The sequence below is a fragment of the Bacillus sp. AY2-1 genome, assembly GCF_008368965.1.
In the GTDB taxonomy this organism is placed as follows: Bacteria; Bacillota; Bacilli; order Bacillales; family Bacillaceae_G; genus Bacillus_A; species Bacillus_A thuringiensis_S.
Genome location: NZ_QPEL01000017.1, coordinates 25,948 through 44,114 on the forward strand (window position 1 = coordinate 25,948; position 18,167 = coordinate 44,114).

The window sequence follows — 18,167 nt, forward strand, 5'->3', positions numbered from 1 at the left end:
TAGTATATACGTATTTTATTTCCACTGGCAAAGATTGTAGATAGAGAAAAGAGTTGAAATACGGTATGAATGCACGTAAGCAATTATGGATCGCAGTTATATGTATGACTTTTGTTGTAATTCTAGGAACGATAGGATTTATGACAATTGAAGAGATTAGTTTGTTTCAAGCATTTTGGATGACGATGATTACTGTATTGACTGTTGGATACGGAGATGCTGTTCCTGTAACGCAAGCGGGGAAAGTATTTGCGCTCCTTATTATTCCTGTTGGCGTAGGTATTGTTACGTATGCAATTGGGGTAGTGGCAGCTATGATTATTGAAGGGAATTTATTTCATGCAGTGCGGAGGAAGAAGATGGATAAACAAATAGCGCAGTTGAAAAATCATATTATAGTATGTGGTTGCGGTAGAGTGGGGCTTCAAGTTGTACATGAATTGCAAGAAAAGAAAATTCCATTTGTTGTTGTCGATAAAGATGAAAGTGTATTAGAGAAGGGAAAGCTTTTGTATATACATGGAGATGCGACGGAGGATCAAGTTTTACATCATGCTGGAATTTCAAAAGCGGCTGGTTTAGTTGCTATCGTAGCAAATGATGCTGAAAATGTATTTATTACATTAACAGCAAGAGGATTAAACGATGCAATTAAAATTGTGGCGAGATCTGAAAAGCCAGAAACTGAAGAGAAATTAAGGCGTGCGGGTGCAAATAAAGTTATTAATCCATCCAGTATGGCAGGAATTCATATTGCAAAAGGTATTGCGAATCCATTAACAGTTCATTATATTGATACAGTGCTGTATGGGATAGAACAGTCATTTGTCATTGAAGAAATTTTAGTTGGAAAAGATTCAATATTAGTTGGTAAATCGTTACTAGAGAGTGATGTGAGGAATCAGTTTGATGTAACGATATTAGCGATTTTGAGAAATGGGGATATTATACATAATCCAACGGGGCAGGAAAAACTGCAAGAACATGATATGATAATAGTATTTGGTTTAGTAGAGAAGCTGAAGCAATTTGAGAAAGAACTACAAAGTACGAGGTGATAAGGAATGCAAATATCGAGCGATAAGATTTTAAATAAAATGGCGAATGAAATTGCAAAGGCAAAAAGTAGTGAAGGACAAAAATCAAAAGATCATTTATTAGTTGTGCGTGCTTTATGCGATTTACTATTAGATGAACAGGTTGAATCTTCTACGTATAGGGAGCCGCAAATTCAATCGCAAGTAATTGGATCGCAGCCTATAAAGACAGTTCAACCAGTTATGCCAGTTTCTGGAGAACCTGTGTATATTAAAGAAGAAGGTGCAAATGGTAATTCTTTATTTGATTTTTAAGGATTAAATCGTTTGGCTTATATGAAAAAATTGCTTATGATAAAAGTAAAAAAGGGGAATTAAGATGAAAATTTTCTTTTTACTAGGTTGTATTGCAGCGGGGCTATCTGTTGCGTTAGGAGCCTTTGGAGCACACGGTTTAGAAAATAAAATTTCTGCGAAAATGTTAGAAGTTTGGAAAACAGGTGTTACATATCAAATGTTTCATGCAGGTGGACTATTCGTAGTTGCTTTATTGATGGATAAGGTTCAATCATCACTTTTAACTACTGCTGGTTGGCTTATGGTAGCTGGGATTATTATGTTTTCAGGCAGTTTGTATGCATTAAGTACGACAGGTATTAAGTTCTTTGGCCCAATTACGCCTCTTGGTGGCGTAGCGTTTATTGTAGCATGGATTTTAGTCGGAACTGCAGTTGTAAAAGGTTTATAAAAAACAAAAGCTGGCATATGCCAGCTTTTTTTATGGTCTTGGAGCATAAGTTGCTTGTTGACTAGGTAAGTACGTAATTTCTTCGGGGAATTCCACATAATCTAAGTAAATCATTAATAGTAAAAAACGTTTCCCTGATTGTGGCTCACTAATTACAATATGATCGCGACCAGCTGCTTCGATAATACCTGTATACGATTGGGTACCGAGTGAGCTACCACGTTCATAAGTCATTACAACCGTAGCTTGCTTACCCTTGTTTAAACGAAGGATATTTTCAATATAGGATTGTTCTAATGGTAACATGCCTTGAGAAACGGCATATTGAGCTTGCGCCGCTTGTTGTTGCATTGCTTGCTGTTGTTGCTGTTGTTGTGGAGTCATTTGCTGCGGTTGTACATAAGTTCCAGATGGTTGATAAAATCCAGTTCCGTAATACGGGTTTTGTTGCTGTGCCATTCAAAAATCCCTCCTTATTATCAATCCTTAATATACGCTAGGACAATCTTCGCCAGATGGCTGGAAGAAGCAGTGCTTTTTGAAGCGACCAGAGTTTTGTTGATTATACCAAGTTGACGGACAAGGGCCTTCAGGTCTAAAAAACCATAAGGCAAAATTTGCAGGCCAAAAGCGTTGTCCCTGAATCGTTCGCCTTGCTAAAGCAATATCTTGTTCCCTTGCACGTTGATAAAAATACCCTTTTTGTGTTGCCTCAAAACCACCAGGATTTTGATACACCATTTGACGTAAATTACGTATTTTTTTAAAATCTAAACAATTTCCACGGACACGATTTACCCCAACGTTCCCGACCATCAACATCCCCTGTTGTCCTTCTCCTTCGGCTTCAGCACGCATCAGTCTAGCTAATAACTTTACATCTTCTTCGTTATAAGCAATAACGCCCATTATGTGTCACCTCTCTTTTTGGAATACCTTGTGGAAAGAGGTTTATCCCGCATTAACGGGCAGTAAGACTCCCACCTTAAAATTGGGCTGGAGCAAAGAAGGTGGGTGGGAGATCAAACTGCCCGTAAAAGCCCGATTAGTTCAACTAATAATCAGTGGGGATGAACAAAACCCCCACTGATTAAAGTTTCACTTTATCTCTAGATGAAGTGTGTAACAATTACTAGTTCATACGTATGAGGAAAAGGACTCAGATATGACAACCAAACGAAGTTTTACATGGAGAGAAGAAAATAAAAAAAGCTAGCGTGAGCTAGCTTTTCATCATTATTAAAATACTTTAGACCATAAGTTTGAGAAGAAATCTCCAATAGAGCGCATTGATAATACAAACCAATTTGCTTTTTCAACTTCTTCTGTCGTTTTTGCAGTAGCTTTCATACTTTTACTACCGTCTAAGAAACCATATTTATCAGTTGATTCTAAAGTAATTGAGCCTACTTTGGTATCTTTCTTAACAGGAGCAACTAAATGTCCATCTTCAGCAAGGGATTTATCTAATTCAGTCCCAATTTTATAAGGCTCTTTGCTACCTTTTTTCGCAATTACTGTTATTTCTTTTTCGGGTGCAACAGTTACTTGGTCTTCTTTCCCTTTTACTACAGAGATTGTATTGTTTTTATTAACTTTTAATTTTTGTTTTTCAAAGTTATTAAATCCATGTTCGATTAATTCACGAGATTCTGTGAAGCGTTCATCCATTGATTTTGTTTTAATAATAACCGAGATAAGACGAACATCACCACGTTTCGCTGTAATAGTGAACCCATATCCAGCGGTATCAGAACTACCAGTTTTTAAACCGTCCGTTCCATCATAAGAGAAGGCAGCGCCTGGTAACATCCAGTTCCAGTTTTCCATACGAATTGGTTTTGGATGATTGTCTGGGAAGTTTCTAAATCTTTGTTTTGTATCCTCTAGCATTTCTGGATACTTTGTAATAATCGTTTTTGCAAGAATACCCATATCGCGAGCTGACATGGAGTTTTCTCCGGTCGGATCTGTTCCTTCAGGATGTTTTCCTTTTAAATCAGCATTATTTAACCCGGTAGAGTTTACAAATTTATATTTCTTTAACCCTAGCTTTTTTGCATGTTCATTTGCAAGATTTAAGAAGTTTTTCTCACTTCCTGCAAGAAGTTCTGCTAAAGCAATACTAGATCCATTTGCAGAGAATATAACAATAGAATGATATAATTCTCTTACAGTATATTGACGTCCTTTTTCGAACGGTACATTAGAGAATTCATTATTACGAGAGACTTCATAAGCGTAATCAGAAATATTTACTTTCGTATCCCAAGTGATTTTTCCTTCTTTAATTGCTTCTAAAACAGCGTAAACAACAATTAATTTTGACATACTAGCAATAGCTAGCAATTCATCTGGATTTTGCTCGTGAAGTATTTTTCCTGTATCTGCATCAAATAAAAGTGCAGCAGCAGCCTCAATATGTATTTTTTCTTCCGCATGGGATGTTGTTACTACTAAGGAAGAAATTGACAATACAAGCAATAGTAAAATAGACAAGATTTTTTTCATATAGATTATCACCTTCGCATCGTTATTTAGCATATAGCTCGTATCATTTTAGCATAAATTTGGATATAGAAAGGTTACAATTTTGTAAGGTATTTGAAAGAGATTTGTCGATTTTTGTTCAAATTTGCGGAGAAAAGCAGTTTTTTGAGGAGAAATATGGAGGGTAATAAAAAAAGGAACGAATTTCGTTCCTTTTTCACGATTTATATGTGTAAAAATTTCTCTACCTTTTCGTCTGGTAAAATGTTTCCAACGAAAAATGTTCCGAATTCACCATAACGAGCACTTACTTCATCGAAGCGCATTTCATATATAAGTTTTTTAAATTGAAGAACATCGTCAGCGAATAATGTTACGCCCCACTCAAAATCGTCGAATCCAACTGACCCTGAAATAACTTGGCGTACCTTACCTGCGTACTGGCGACCAATTTTACTATGACTGTACATCATTTTCTTACGTTCTTCCATAGGAAGCATGTACCAGTTGTCATCACCTTGGCGACGCTTGTCCATTGGGTAGAAGCAAATGTGATTTGCTTTTGGTAGTTCTGGATATAAGCGAGCTAAGATTTGTGGGTTTTGATATGGATCTTCATCAGCTGGAAGGTAGTTGCTTAGTTCAACAACAGATACGTAAGAGTATGCAGGAACCATATATTCAGCTAATGTTGTTTTATTCAATTCTGTCTCAATTTCATTTAACTCTTCCATTGTTGGACGTAAAATCATAAGCATAATATCAGCTTTTTGGCCAACAACTGTATACATTGCATGACTACCTTTTTTCGCAGTAGATACTTCGTTCCATTTTTCAACGACATTTAAAAATTCAGACACAGCTTGTCCGCGTTCGTCGCTAGATAATGTTTTCCATGCAGCCCAATCAATAGAACGTAAATCATGTAAACAATACCAGCCATCTAACGTTGTTGTTGCTTCACTCATTCTATTCACCTCAGTTAATGATAGTTTTACACGTTAACTATAGCATATATAGTTTTAAAATCATCTATATAAAGCTTTGGCGCATAAAATTGTCACATTTAAATTTACTTGAAAATAGGAGGAGATAAGGATTAAAGGGGATTTATTTTTAGGCTGAATTTTATGAAAATATAATCATTTTCATTTTATCTATTTTTTGGGAGCTATAAGTTTAAAATATAGAAGAAAAGCAGTATTCTTAAAGATAGAGTTTTTTTAACATATGTAGGAGGGTTTATTCGTGAGCAACTTATTTACAACAGTAAAAGAAAAAGTTCAAGGAAAAGGCATTTCTATCGTACTTCCTGAAGGAACTGATGAAAGAATTTTAGGCGCTGCAGAGCGTTTAGCAAAAGAAGAGTTAGTAAAACCAATCTTAGTTGGTAATAAGGAAGAAATTAGCGCAAAAGCTGCTAGCATGAATTTAACATTAGCAGGCGTTGATATTTATGACCCAGCTACATATGAAGAAATGGATGCAATGGTAGCATCTTTCGTTGAACGCCGTAAAGGTAAAGCAACTGAAGAAGACGCTCGCAAAATCCTTAAAGACGAAAACTACTTCGGTACAATGCTTGTATACATGGGCAAAGCACACGGTTTAGTAAGTGGTGCAGCTCACTCTACAGCTGATACAGTTCGTCCAGCACTTCAAATCATTAAAACAAAACCAGGCGTTACAAAAACTTCTGGCGTATTCATCATGGTACGTGAAGAAGAGAAATATGTATTCGCTGATTGCGCAATTAACATTGCACCAAACAGCCAAGATTTAGCTGAAATTGGTATCGAGAGTGCAAAAACTGCTGAATTATTCGGTATTGACCCACGCGTTGCTATGTTAAGCTTCTCTACAAAAGGTTCTGCGAAATCTCCAGAAACAGAAAAAGTTGTAGAAGCAACTCGCATTGCAAAAGAAATGGCTCCTGAATTAACTTTAGATGGAGAATTCCAATTCGATGCTGCATTCGTACCATCTGTAGCTGAGAAAAAAGCTCCAGGTTCTACAATTAAAGGTGATGCTAACGTATTCGTATTCCCAAGCTTAGAAGCTGGTAATATCGGTTACAAAATCGCTCAACGTTTAGGTAACTTCGAAGCAGTAGGACCAATCTTACAAGGTTTAAACATGCCTGTAAATGACCTATCTCGTGGATGTAACGAAGAAGAAGTGTACAAGTTAGCTTTAATTACAGCAGCTCAAGCACTTTAATTCTATAATGAATTGAAATAAAGACCGTCGCTATAATAGCGACGGTCTTTATTTTTCTAAGCCAAGTGCTTTATTGTTACGATCAATAATCCGTTGTAAATTCGTCTCATATAAAGGTATTTCATCTATTGTTAATTGAGATGGTGTTAACTTCGGAGCGAATTGCTGCAATGTTTTTAAAAGGCGCATCATTAAATCTTGTACTGTAATGGTTTCGCCAAGTAATTCTGAAAGTGAAGCCATCGTACTCGGTACAATTTCAGGATACGTAAAGCGTGTTTCTTCTCCTTGAATGGCTAGGTTATAGAAATCACGAACGAGTGCGGCACGCTCAGAGCCACTTCCTGTAGCACAAAGATAAATTTGGACAGCGACACCCCCGCGAATACGGCGCTGTGAAATGCCAGCGAATTTTTGATCGCGAATACTTAAGTCATAGCTACCAGGACAGTAAGAACCTACAATTTCTTTTGCCTCGATAGTAACGTCGTAATCCTTTAACATCTCCTTAATTAAATGCCACATCGTATCGTATCCAAGATCAATATCGATACCTTTTTCTGTTTCTTGGAATAAAAGTGATACGTTTAAAACACCTTCATCAAGCACGACTGCAAGCCCGCCAGAATTACGAACAATAACATTAAAGTTGTTCTTTTTTAACAAGGAAATGCCTTCTTCTAAGTGTGGTAGGCGTGAATCTTGAATGCCAAGAACAATTGTATTGTGATGAACCCAAGAACGCATTGTTGCAGCTGATTGACCATTTCCAATGCTTGTGCACAGTGTGTCATCCATTGCGAATGACTGCAATGCATGGAATGTTGGTCCCAAACTAGATTGATCTACAATACGCCACTCTGGCTGAGATAAAATGGAACGGGAATTGCTCATATAACTAACCCCTTATCTTTAAAATGACAATCTCTATTATAGCAAAAAAATGAAGAATAGAGTTTTCTCATATATAAAGGGGAAGTTTAGATGTGAAAGAATAAAAAGGATGCATTATATGCATCCTTTTTATTCTGCAATTTTTTCTAAATTACCGTTTCGATCCATTCGGAAAGATGTTTGAGAACGTTCTTCGTCATCCATGACTGCCAACTTACGAGCTCGGTTCATAATGTTCATAAGTGTTTCGTAATCTTCTTGTACAGTATGAGATTGCTTTTCTAATTTTTCTAGTTTCTTTTCTAGTTCTTCATTTCGAAGGATTTGTGCTTTAATTTCTTGTTTCAATCTCGTATTCTCGTTTTCAAGAGCTGTTACTTTTATATTTGAGGATCCAACTGTTTGTAAGAAATAAATAACATCTTGCATTGTCATAGAGCTTTTTGCAACAGGAACGGTAGATTCTTGATATGGAATAGCTTCTTTATATTGTACAATTGATTCCTCTTGTACGAATTCTTCATAATCAGTTATCGAATCTGAAGCTGGTGGTGTATAAAGTAAACGTTTTTTCGCTTGCTCACCGCTTGCAGCGCGCATTTTATCTTTACGATGTTTTTTTGCTAGTTGAAGAGCTTGTTCATAGCTATAGCGAACGACAGCATTCCAGCGGAAACCACAAGCAGCGGATGTACGATTTAACTGATCCCCTACTTCCTCAAATGCATTTAATTGCGTACTTCCTTCTCGAACATGACGAAGTACCGTTTCAGCAAGTAATAAATCATCCTCATCTGTCCAAGCATCTTGTCTTACTTTCATAGATTCAACTCCCTTTCTTTTTATGAACTTCCTATTTTTATAATGGGCAAAAAAATAAACTTTTATACAAAGCTTTTAAAAATATGGTAGATTTCGATGAAAGGTAAAAATTTTCCCATGAATGGTGAGCGCTTCTGTAGGAGAGCATATAAATATGTAGCATTATGTAGAGAATAGGCCCTGTAGGGAAACTTGCAACGAGCTTCAAAGAACGGTAAAATACCATTTAGTGTTTATTTTTAAATGTACTTGAGAAAAGTTTAAAATAGAGGAAGTGTTATATAATGGGAAACGAATTTCGCGTGTGCGATGACTGTCAGGCAACGAACGTTAAAACGTTAGTTCCGAAGTTAAAAAAAGTAGATTCATGTGCAACGATTGAAGTTGGATGTCAGTCTTACTGTGGTCCTGGTCGTAAAAAATCATTCGCATTTGTAAATAACCGTCCAGTTGCGGCTCCAACAGAAGATGAGTTAATCGTAAAAATTGAAGCAAAGTTAAATAAGTAAGAAAAAGAAGAGTGAAAAGATTACTCTTCTTTTTTATGCCCATAAGAGGAACGATTTATTCTGCGAAAGTGCTCTTGTGTGGACGAACGTTTTCTAAAGGATGGATATAACTTTTGTATTAAAGTTCTAATTTATATAAATTTGTATTTCAAAATAATGGTTGACAGTCTTTTAAAGCGATAGGTAGAATAGAAGTGTCTGATTCTGAGAATCATTATCAGGAAAATAACAATTCACCTAATTTTTTTATTACTATTTGAGAATAAATTTCATTTTAATAAATATATGTTGTTGGTTAGGATGGTTGAGGGATGGAAGCGAGCGCAAGCAGTATAGAACAGCAAGAAGAGAATGTTAAAGAGATTAAGAGCAGACCGCTCATTGCTTCTATTATTTTAGTAGCGGGTACAGTTTTGTTAGCTTTAAGCATGGCAGTTTCTATTTCTTTTGGGGCTGCAGATATTAGTTTAAAGACTGTATGGCAAGCTGTATTTCAGTTTGATGGATCTATTACACATCATAACGTAATTCAAGAGCTTCGCATGCCTAGAGCAATAGGGGGCGTAGTTGCAGGTGCCTTTTTAGCGGTATCAGGAGCAATTATGCAAGGCATGACGCGAAATCCACTTGCTTCACCATCGTTAATGGGGATTACAGATGGTGCAGTATTTGGAATTGCAATTATGTATGCATTTTTTCCTAATTCACCTTATTTGATGTTTGTTATTGCATCTTTTATTGGAGCTGCGTTTGGTGCAAGCATTGTATATGGAATTGGGTCTTCTTCACCAGGTGGATTAACACCTGTGAAATTAGCTTTAGCAGGTGCAGCTATTAGTGCTCTATTAGGGGCAATTTCATCTGGAATTGCATTGTATTTTAATCTTGCTCAAGAGGTGAGCATGTGGAATGCAGGCGGAGTTGCTGGAGTGAAATGGCAAAGTATTAATATGTTAGTGCCAATTGGCCTTGTTTGTCTTTTTATCGCAATTATGATGTCGAGATATATTACAATTTTGAGCTTCGGTGAAGAAATTGCGATTGGACTTGGTCAAAATACGACATTAATTAAATTTATCGGAACAGTACTTGTTCTTGTTTTAACGGGTTCCGCAGTTTCCATGGCAGGATCAGTTGGATTTGTTGGTCTTGTAATCCCGCATATGACTCGTTTCCTTGTAGGCTCGGACTATAGATGGGTTATTCCATGTTCTGCGGTCTTAGGCGGGCTGTTAATTGAATGTGCAGATATGTTATCTCGCGTTATTAACCCGCCATTTGAAACGCCAATTGGAGCAATTACAGCGCTAATTGGGGTTCCATTCTTCCTCTACTTAGCACGTAATGAAGGGAGAGGAAAGATGTGAGGACGAGTGTCTTAACAAAAAAGAACATTTCTATATTAACGATTTTAGTAGGACTAATCGTTTCTATATTTCTTATTAGTTTAAATACAGGAACTTTTAAAATACCGCCAATGGACGTATTAAAGTCATTGGTTGGAATAGGGGCTGAAGATCAGTCTGTTATTTTATTTGAATTCCGCATGCCGCGTATGGTGATTGCTATACTAGTCGGATCTGCTTTAGCGATGTCAGGTGCGATTTTGCAAGGATTATCACGAAATCCACTTGCTGATCCAGGTATTATCGGTATTAACGCTGGAGCGGGATTAACAGTTGTTATATTCGTCTACTTTTTCTTTGGAAAAGTTGGGACTGGTACATTTTTATCTGTATTTATCCTTCCATTCTTCGCGTTGGTTGGTGCAATATTAGCGGCGGTTATTATTTATTTACTAGCATGGAAAGACGGCGTTTCATCAACGAGATTAATACTAGTTGGTATCGCTGTTGCAGCCGGGTTTGGTGCTGTTAGTTTAATTTTTTCTATGAAGATGACATCTAACGATTTTCGTTTTGCTACGATTTGGTTAGCAGGAAGTCTATGGGGCACAGATTGGAAGTTCGTGCTAAGTGTACTTCCATGGATGGTTATTTTCTTGCCACTTGCTATTAGTAAGGCGCACATATTAAATGTAATGAACCTAGGCGATTCTACAGCAGTTGGTCTTGGTTTAAATGTAGAAAAGGAAAGACGTAAATTATTATTTATTGCAGTTTGCTTAGCTGGTGCATCTGTCGCTGTTGCCGGAGGAATTGGTTTTATCGGTTTAATGGCTCCGCATTTAGCGAGGCGCCTTGTTGGTGGTAAACATCAAATTATGCTGCCTACTGCTGCACTAATAGGGACGTTTTTACTCTTATTCGCAGACGTAATTTCAAGAAGCGTGTTAACAACTTCAGAAATACCGGTCGGTCTTGTTATTTCTGTAATTGGTGCACCATATTTCATATACTTACTTATGAGGACAAAATAAAGGGAGGCTTTTTGTATGGCAACTTTAGCAGTTGATGCGGTATCTGTTGGCTATAATGAAGGGTTAATTATTGATGGATTAACAGTTGAAATTCCGGAAGGGAAAATTACAACAATTATTGGACCAAATGGTTGTGGGAAGTCCACATTATTAAAAACGGCTTCTCGTATTTTGAAGGCGAAAAAAGGTACTGTTTATCTTGACGGAAAAGCAATCGAGAAACAACCAACAAAAGAAATCGCAAAGAAAATGGCGATTTTACCACAGACTGCAGAAGTGCCAACTGGCCTTACTGTGTTTGAACTTGTTTCATATGGACGTTTTCCTCATCAAAAAGGATTTGGAACGTTGAAAGAAGAGGATTATCGTTACATTCATTGGGCACTTGAAGTGACGGGAATGACAGAATTCGCAAATCGTTCAGCAGAGGCGTTATCAGGCGGGCAACGTCAACGTGTATGGATTGCGATGGCCCTTGCACAAGGAACAGAATTACTTGTATTGGATGAACCAACAACGTACTTAGATATGGCTCATCAATTAGAAGTATTAAACTTATTGAAAAAATTAAATGAAGAAGAAGGTAGAACGATTGTTATGGTTATCCATGACTTAAACCACGCTTCTCGTTTCTCAGATCATATGATTGCATTAAAAGCAGGTAAGTTAATGAAACAAGGAACGCCAGATGAAGTTATGACAAGTGAAACACTTCGCAGTGTATTTGAGATTGAAGCTCAAATCGTTCCTTGTCCAGTAAACTGTAAGCCAATTTGTTTAACATATGATTTAGCGATGATTAGTAATCAATTGCGTAAAAAAGCATAAGTAGAACCCCCTCGTGAAGAGGGGGGACTTCTAATGGACGTTGAGCTTCTTATATAAGAATGGGAAGTTGAACGCCCGTTAGAATGGGTTATTAACAACAATTAATAAATATATATAAATTAATTGTTATATTTGTTTCTTATAGTTCATTGTAACTTATAAGATAAATACAGCTAGAAGGAGTGGGAACATGAAGAATTTTAAAATGGCACTATTAGCAATGGTACTAGTTGTGACTTCTGTACTATTTGCAGCTTGTTCTAACAAAGAAGAAGAAAAGAAAGCAGATGCAAAGACTGAAGAGCGCACTGTAAAACATGCAAAAGGGGAAATTAAAATTCCTGCAAATCCAAAGAAAATTGCTGACCTTAGTGGTTCAACAGAAGAATTATTAATTTTCGGTATGAAACCGGTTATTACTGCTAATACATCTCAAGAAAAAATTGATGCACATATTGAAAAGAAACTAAAAGACGTTAAACCAGTTGGTTCTGCTTGGGGCGATAAAATTAACATCGAAGCAGTAGCTGCTGCAAAACCAGATTTAATTCTTGTAAATAATCGTCAAGAAAAGATTTATGATCAATTATCTAAAATTGCACCAACAGTTATGTTAAACACTCCATTAGATCAATGGCGTCCAAAATTCCAAGAAGTAGGTCAAATCTTCGGTAAAGAAAAAGAAACAAAAGAATGGTTCAAAAAGTATGATGAAAAAGCAAGCAAATTACATGACAAAATCGTCGCTAAAACTGGTGAAGCAACATTTATGAAAATGGCTGCATATCCAAATGCTTTCCGCGTATACGGTGACTACGGTTACGGTAGCGTAATCTTTAATGATTTAAAACTACCAGCAGTTAAAGGTACACCAACTGATAAACCGTTAGTACAAGTACAAAAAGAAGCTTTAATCGATTACAACCCAGATTACTTATTCGTATTTACAACTGGTGACGGTTCTCAGCGCTTAAAAGAATTCCAAGAAGAATCAATTTGGAAAAACATGAACGCTGTTAAAAACAACCACGTATTTACAATTAAAAATGAAGACTTAAACAAAGGTTACTTCCCACTAGGGAAAGATATGATCTTAGACGAAGTTGCTGAATTCGTTTTAGGTAAATAATGTATAAAGGAAATCACTTTTACTTCGGTAAAGGTGATTTTTTCTTTTTATAAAGGGAATTAATACAGTCTTTCATTTCTTTCTGTTTCTCATTTCGTTTATAATATAAAGTAAGAATGTAGTAAAGAAAGGGGGATGTCGGAAAGTGGTATATTTAAACGACAAACTCAGCGAAACAAAAGTGTTTAAAGACCCAGTACATAAATATGTGCACGTGCGTGATCGTGTTATTTGGGATTTAATCGGAACGAAAGAATTTCAACGCTTGCGCCGTATTAAGCAGCTTGGAACGACATTTTTTACATTTCACGGTGCAGAGCATAGTCGCTTTACTCATTCGTTAGGTGTATACGAAATTATTCGTCGTATGATTGATGATGTGTTTGATGGCAGACCAAATTGGAATGCTGAAGATAGATTGTTATGTTTATGTGCGGCATTACTTCATGATGTCGGCCACGGCCCATTTTCTCACTCGTTTGAAAAAGTATTTTCATTAGATCATGAGAAATTTACGCAAAAGATTATCGTTGGCAATACGGAGATTAATGATGTATTAAGTCGTGTTGATAAGGAGTTTCCACAAAAGGTAGCAGATGTAATTGCAAAAACGTCTACTAATAAATTAGCGATTAGTATGATTTCGAGTCAAATTGATGCGGATCGTATGGATTATTTATTAAGAGATGCTTATTTTACAGGCGTAAAGTACGGAAACTTCGATATGGAACGTATACTGCGTGTAATGCGTCCGTATGGGAATCAAGTAGTCATTAAAAATAGTGGTATGCATGCTGTTGAGCATTACATTATGAGTCGTTATCAAATGTATTGGCAAGTATATTTCCATCCGGTAACGCGAAGTGCAGAAGTTATTTTAACGAAGATTTTACACCGTGCGAAATCACTGCACGAGAAGTATTACACATTTAAAAATCATCCTGTTCATTTCTATTCTTTATTTGAAGAAGAAGTAACAGTAGAGGATTATTTAAAGTTAGACGAGAACGTTATGTATTACTACTTCCAAGTATGGCAGGAAGAAGAAGATCCAATTTTAAGCGATTTATGTCGCCGTTTTATGAATCGAAATCTATTTAAATATGTAGAGTTTACAGATAAACACGGTTTAGATAATTGGATGGAGTTAAGTAGTTTATTTAAAAAGATTGGACTTGATCCGGAGTATTATTTAGTAGTTGATTCAACATCGGACTTACCGTATGACTTTTATCGTGCAGGAGAAGAAGAAGAGCGTCTGCCAATCCTGCTTCTTATGCCAAACGGAGAGCTTAGAGAGCTTTCACGTGAATCGGATATTGTTGAGGCGATTACAGGTAAGAAAAGAACGGATCAAAAGTTATTCTATCCACATGATTTAATCTATGAAGATGGAAGAAAAGGAAAATATAAAGAGAGAATTATTGAGTTGTTAGAAGGAAAGAAATAAGAAGCAGCTAATGGCTACTTCTTATGAAAAAACTTGAAATTATTTGTCGCTTAATCGTTTTCCGCCAACTGCATAATGGTTTTTAGACATTTCTTCGATGAAAACAACGATGTTTTCTTCAGGAGCACCAGTTGTTTCGCTTACTGCTGCTGTTACTTTCTCAGCAAGAGCTTTCTTTTGTTCTTCTGTGCGTCCTTCTAGCATTTTCACTGTTACGTATGGCATGTACAATCGCTCCTTTTATGTAAGTTACACTCTTATTATAGCGGATTATGGGGAAGAACAATCGAAAAAACAAATAATTTCTTTTTTTGACATATGGAAGAGGAGATGAAGTATGGATCAGTTATTTAGATATCCATTGCACGAAATTCCGTTGGTAGCAATGGCGATTATTATTGCATTATCCGTTCATGAATTTGCACATGCATATGTTGCATATAAATTTGGGGACGATACAGCAAAGAGACAAGGGCGTTTAACGTTATCACCGATGGCTCATTTAGACCCTATCGGTTTGATTGCAGTATTAATTCTTGGATTCGGTTGGGCAAGACCGGTTCCTGTTAACCCATATAACTTTAAAAGACCGCGTCTTGCAGGCATATTAGTTTCAATTGCAGGGCCGATTAGTAACTTAATTTTAAGTGCAATTGGTTTAATTATTTGGTATAGCTTATTAAAATTTGGTGTATTATACTCAATTCCATCTGCAGTAGCAGATACGTTAGCTCAATTTTTCCAGATTTTTATTATGCTGAATATCGTTTTACTTGTATTTAACTTATTACCGATCCCACCACTTGATGGGTATCGCGTAGTGGAAGATTTAGCACCAGCAAATATTCGCGCGAAAATGACACAGTATGAAAAATACGGGGCAATTGCGTTATTAATTCTCGTTATTACACCGCTTAGTAATTACACAATTCAACCTATTTTTCAAGTAGTTATTCCGCATGTATTTGTATTTTTAGATAGCATCATTGCGCCTATTTTTGGCCTTTTATAATTTTTAAGTGAGGAGGATTTTACATATGACAGAGAAAAAGAAAAAAATCGGTTTTAATATCGTGAAAAATGATTCAACAGATGGACATGGTGGATTTGGTGTTGGGGCATTAAGCTTAGAAAACATTTCACCTGTATTTGTTGATGTACTAGAGAAGACTGCATTCGTTGATATCGGTGCGATGCATGCGCGTAGTACAGTAGAAAAAGGTATTAAGTTTTTAACAAATAAAGATGAAGTTCCAAACGGAAAACCATTTTGGCTTGTTTGGGTAACGATTGAAAGAACTGCGACAGGTGCGTATTACGCAGGTGTAACAGCTTGTGAAATGACAGTTGACCGTGAGATTCGCCGCGGATATAAATCACTTCCAGAACACGTAAACAAAATGGATAAATCAATGAAGCGTCACATTATGGTTGACCATATGGATGAATCATCTAAAAAAGTACTTGGTACGTTCTTGAAAGAACATAATGAAGCGATTTGGAACGAATCTGGTGAAGAATTGCGCCGTGCATTATTAAGTGAATAAAAAATAGCTGACGGATGCCCGTCAGCTATTTTTTTTACCAAGGAAGATATTTTTTCCACCAACTTGTTTTTTTCTTTTCTTCAGTCGTTTTTTCAAATTCTTCTTTATCATCGACGTGATCCATACAATATTCAGTCGGTTCGGTACCTTTAGCGAAGTACATTTTCACAGAAATAGGACAATTTTTTGTAGCAATTTTACCGTTCTCTGGGTTGATATTAACCGCTACGACGTCACCTGGTTGTTTAAATTCTTTTTTTGGCTGTCCATCTAAGCCTTTCTCCATCGTATCAGTCCATATTTTCTTCGCATATCCTTGTTCTGCTACGTTTGAAATAGATTTAGGTTGATCGTATCCGACCCATACACCAGTTACGATTTGCGGAGTAAATCCGATCATCCAACTATCCGTTTCAGTAGAACCAGATTTTCCGGCATATGTTCTTGATAATTTTGATAACATCGATTGGCCAGTTACAGCAGCATAACTGCTTAGTTTCTTATTAAACATACCAGTCATCATTTCTTCCATTACAAACGCTTTGCTCTTGTCGAGAACTTGTTTACTCTCTAAATGAGCATCGTATAATATATTTCCTTCATGATCCATAATGCGGCGAATGAAAGTAGGTTTTACTTCTTTTCCACCGTTTGCGAACATGCTATAAGCGTTGACCATTTCAATTGGTTTTACTGGTGATGTACCGAGAGCTAGAGAAGGCACATCTTTTAATGCACTTGTAATTCCAAATTGTTTCGCTGTTTTTGCAAGCGCGTCATCTCCTAAAAATAAATTCGTTTTCACAGCATATATGTTATCAGAGACTGCGAGAGCTTGTGCCATCGTTACGAAATCATCGGCATAATAATCTTTATAGTTCTTCGGTTTATACTTTGAAACACCGTCACCTAAGGTGAATACAGTATATTCGCTTTTTAAGCGCGTAGCAGGTGTGAATCCTCGTTCTAATGCCGCATAATATAGAAATGGCTTAAATGTAGAACCAGGCTGACGGATGGCTTGTGTAGCCCTGTTAAATTGACTCGTAGTATAATCAGTTCCGCCAACAAGAGCAGCCACTTCACCTGTCGTTGGATTCATAGAGACGAGAGCAGTTTGTATGTTTGTTGTGTCAGGTATATGATCTTTTACAGCTTGTTCTGCTACAGCTTGTAGTTTAGGGTCTAGCGTTGTATAAATTCGCAAGCCACCTCGTTGTAAAGCTTGTTCGTCTAATCCAACATCACGAAGAAGTGAAGCTTGTACAGCATCTTGGAAATATGGTGCGACCTCTGCTACTTTTTTCGTATCTAATGAGGCAAAAGTTAGTGGCTCTTTCTTCGCTAAGGCTGCTTGTTGCTTCGTAATATATCCTTGTTCTACCATTTCATCTAATATGAGGGCTTGTCGTCCTTTAGCACGATCCTCTTTCAAAAAGGGAGAATAGACACTTGGTCCTTTTGGGATACCTGCGAGCATACTAGCTTCTGCTAATGTTAACTCTTTTGCTGTTTTATCGAAATATAGACGGGACGCAGCTTCGATGCCATAAGCGCCATGTCCGTAATAAATTGTATTTAAATATCCTTCTAAAATATGATTTTTATTATAGTTTACTTCAAGGCGGACAGTGTACATTGCCTCTAATAATTTCCGTTTCCACGTTTTATCATGATCTAAATACAGATTACGCGCGTATTGTTGTGTAATTGTACTAGCTCCTTGTACCTTTGCCATTGCTTTTAAATCAGCAACAATTGCACCTGCAATCCGTTTTAAATCGAAGCCGTGATGTTTATAAAATCTTTGATCTTCAATAGAAAGGGTCGCTTCTTTTACATAAGGTGAAATTTCATTAAGAGAGACATTGTAACGTTTTTGAATTTCGTTACTTTGTCCAATAACGGTATCATCGTTTGCGTAAAAGACGCTTGTTTGCGGGACCGCAACAGGAGGAGGTCCCATAATTTTTGCAACTATAATAATAACAAAAAAAGAAAAAACGAAGAAAAGGACGCAAGAAAACATTGCGGTGAAGAAAAGACGTTTATATTTTTTAAGTTTTGGATTCATAGTTTGATCCATCTTTTTTCAGCCCCTCATTAATACAAG

At 36.7% G+C, this 18,167-nt stretch carries 20 protein-coding genes; 12 read left to right on the plus strand and 8 right to left on the minus strand.

Translation table 11 applies throughout. The annotated features are described in order from the left end of the window. Positions 1 to 65 precede the first annotated feature (65 nt). The 3 genes from DN403_RS04075 (at position 66) to DN403_RS04085 (ending at position 1,785) form a co-directional block, all read left to right on the plus strand. The gene (locus DN403_RS04075) at positions 66 to 1,058 is read left to right on the plus strand and encodes a potassium channel family protein (protein ID WP_000993978.1); all 993 of its coding nucleotides are present in this window, start codon (positions 66 to 68) and stop codon (positions 1,056 to 1,058) included. A 6-nt stretch (positions 1,059 to 1,064) separates the two neighbouring features. After that, positions 1,065 to 1,352: a YwdI family protein gene (locus DN403_RS04080; protein WP_001167339.1), complete on the plus strand. Its 288-nt coding sequence runs from the start codon at positions 1,065 to 1,067 to the stop codon at positions 1,350 to 1,352. A gap of 64 nt (positions 1,353 to 1,416) precedes the next feature. Further along, a complete protein-coding gene (locus tag DN403_RS04085; protein ID WP_000688315.1) occupies positions 1,417 to 1,785 on the plus strand; it encodes a DUF423 domain-containing protein in 369 nt (122 codons plus the stop codon). A gap of 30 nt (positions 1,786 to 1,815) precedes the next feature. Here the strand turns inward: DN403_RS04085 and gerQ are convergent, their stop codons facing one another. The 4 genes from gerQ to hemQ form a co-directional block, all read right to left on the minus strand. After that, complete coding sequence (gene gerQ / locus DN403_RS04090) at positions 1,816 to 2,244, minus strand: spore coat protein GerQ (protein WP_000068647.1); 429 nt, start codon at positions 2,242 to 2,244, stop codon at positions 1,816 to 1,818. A gap of 27 nt (positions 2,245 to 2,271) precedes the next feature. Beyond that, a complete protein-coding gene (gene cwlJ, locus DN403_RS04095) occupies positions 2,272 to 2,694 on the minus strand; it encodes a cell wall hydrolase CwlJ (protein ID WP_000538161.1) in 423 nt (140 codons plus the stop codon). Positions 2,695 to 3,024: 330 nt separating this feature from the next. Beyond that, positions 3,025 to 4,296, minus strand: coding sequence for a serine hydrolase (locus DN403_RS04105; RefSeq protein ID WP_000722880.1), 1,272 nt, complete (start codon positions 4,294 to 4,296; stop codon positions 3,025 to 3,027). 203 nt (positions 4,297 to 4,499) lie between these two features. Further along, positions 4,500 to 5,243, minus strand: a complete 744-nt coding sequence (hemQ, locus tag DN403_RS04110) for a hydrogen peroxide-dependent heme synthase (RefSeq protein ID WP_001287602.1) — start codon at positions 5,241 to 5,243, stop codon at positions 4,500 to 4,502. A 280-nt stretch (positions 5,244 to 5,523) separates the two neighbouring features. On the opposite strand from hemQ, the gene pta reads away from it, so the two are divergent. Then, entirely contained in the window at positions 5,524 to 6,495 is a 972-nt protein-coding gene (gene pta / locus DN403_RS04115) for a phosphate acetyltransferase (protein WP_000067215.1), read from the plus strand. A gap of 48 nt (positions 6,496 to 6,543) precedes the next feature. On the opposite strand, the gene lipL is transcribed toward pta, so the two are convergent. Beyond that, the gene (gene lipL / locus DN403_RS04120; protein ID WP_000071959.1) at positions 6,544 to 7,389 is read right to left on the minus strand and encodes an octanoyl-[GcvH]:protein N-octanoyltransferase; all 846 of its coding nucleotides are present in this window, start codon (positions 7,387 to 7,389) and stop codon (positions 6,544 to 6,546) included. A gap of 129 nt (positions 7,390 to 7,518) precedes the next feature. After that, a complete protein-coding gene (locus DN403_RS04125) occupies positions 7,519 to 8,211 on the minus strand; it encodes an RsfA family transcriptional regulator (protein WP_000868355.1) in 693 nt (230 codons plus the stop codon). A 284-nt stretch (positions 8,212 to 8,495) separates the two neighbouring features. Here DN403_RS04125 and DN403_RS04130 point away from each other — a divergent pair, with 284 nt between their 5' ends. The 6 genes from DN403_RS04130 to DN403_RS04155 all read left to right on the plus strand — a co-directional run bounded on the left by DN403_RS04130 (position 8,496) and on the right by DN403_RS04155 (position 14,507). Further along, entirely contained in the window at positions 8,496 to 8,720 is a 225-nt protein-coding gene (locus tag DN403_RS04130; RefSeq protein ID WP_000526079.1) for a YuzB family protein, read from the plus strand. 311 nt (positions 8,721 to 9,031) lie between these two features. Further along, positions 9,032 to 10,087: a FecCD family ABC transporter permease gene (locus DN403_RS04135; protein WP_000388296.1), complete on the plus strand. Its 1,056-nt coding sequence runs from the start codon at positions 9,032 to 9,034 to the stop codon at positions 10,085 to 10,087. Beyond that, positions 10,084 to 11,100 (plus strand): FecCD family ABC transporter permease, encoded by a 1,017-nt coding sequence (locus tag DN403_RS04140; protein ID WP_001260753.1) that lies wholly within the window; start codon positions 10,084 to 10,086, stop codon positions 11,098 to 11,100. The genes DN403_RS04135 and DN403_RS04140 overlap by 4 nt, the downstream gene beginning before the upstream one ends. Before the next feature lie 15 nt (positions 11,101 to 11,115). Continuing rightward, positions 11,116 to 11,928: an ABC transporter ATP-binding protein gene (locus DN403_RS04145; RefSeq protein ID WP_000212066.1), complete on the plus strand. Its 813-nt coding sequence runs from the start codon at positions 11,116 to 11,118 to the stop codon at positions 11,926 to 11,928. A gap of 190 nt (positions 11,929 to 12,118) precedes the next feature. After that, positions 12,119 to 13,057 (plus strand): ABC transporter substrate-binding protein, encoded by a 939-nt coding sequence (locus DN403_RS04150; RefSeq protein WP_000787726.1) that lies wholly within the window; start codon positions 12,119 to 12,121, stop codon positions 13,055 to 13,057. A 145-nt stretch (positions 13,058 to 13,202) separates the two neighbouring features. Beyond that, entirely contained in the window at positions 13,203 to 14,507 is a 1,305-nt protein-coding gene (locus DN403_RS04155; RefSeq protein WP_000262742.1) for an HD domain-containing protein, read from the plus strand. A 39-nt stretch (positions 14,508 to 14,546) separates the two neighbouring features. Here DN403_RS04155 and DN403_RS04160 read toward each other — a convergent pair whose 3' ends face one another. Continuing rightward, positions 14,547 to 14,732 (minus strand): 2-hydroxymuconate tautomerase, encoded by a 186-nt coding sequence (locus tag DN403_RS04160; RefSeq protein ID WP_001147171.1) that lies wholly within the window; start codon positions 14,730 to 14,732, stop codon positions 14,547 to 14,549. A 112-nt stretch (positions 14,733 to 14,844) separates the two neighbouring features. Here DN403_RS04160 and DN403_RS04165 point away from each other — a divergent pair, with 112 nt between their 5' ends. Together DN403_RS04165 and DN403_RS04170 are read left to right on the plus strand one after the other, a co-directional pair. Beyond that, entirely contained in the window at positions 14,845 to 15,519 is a 675-nt protein-coding gene (locus DN403_RS04165; protein WP_000372445.1) for a site-2 protease family protein, read from the plus strand. Between the two features lie 25 nt (positions 15,520 to 15,544). Further along, positions 15,545 to 16,054, plus strand: coding sequence for a YwhD family protein (locus tag DN403_RS04170; protein WP_000136681.1), 510 nt, complete (start codon positions 15,545 to 15,547; stop codon positions 16,052 to 16,054). Positions 16,055 to 16,088: 34 nt separating this feature from the next. Here DN403_RS04170 and DN403_RS04175 read toward each other — a convergent pair whose 3' ends face one another. Further along, positions 16,089 to 18,140, minus strand: coding sequence for a transglycosylase domain-containing protein (locus tag DN403_RS04175; protein ID WP_000372951.1), 2,052 nt, complete (start codon positions 18,138 to 18,140; stop codon positions 16,089 to 16,091). Between the last annotated feature and the right edge of the window lie 27 nt (positions 18,141 to 18,167).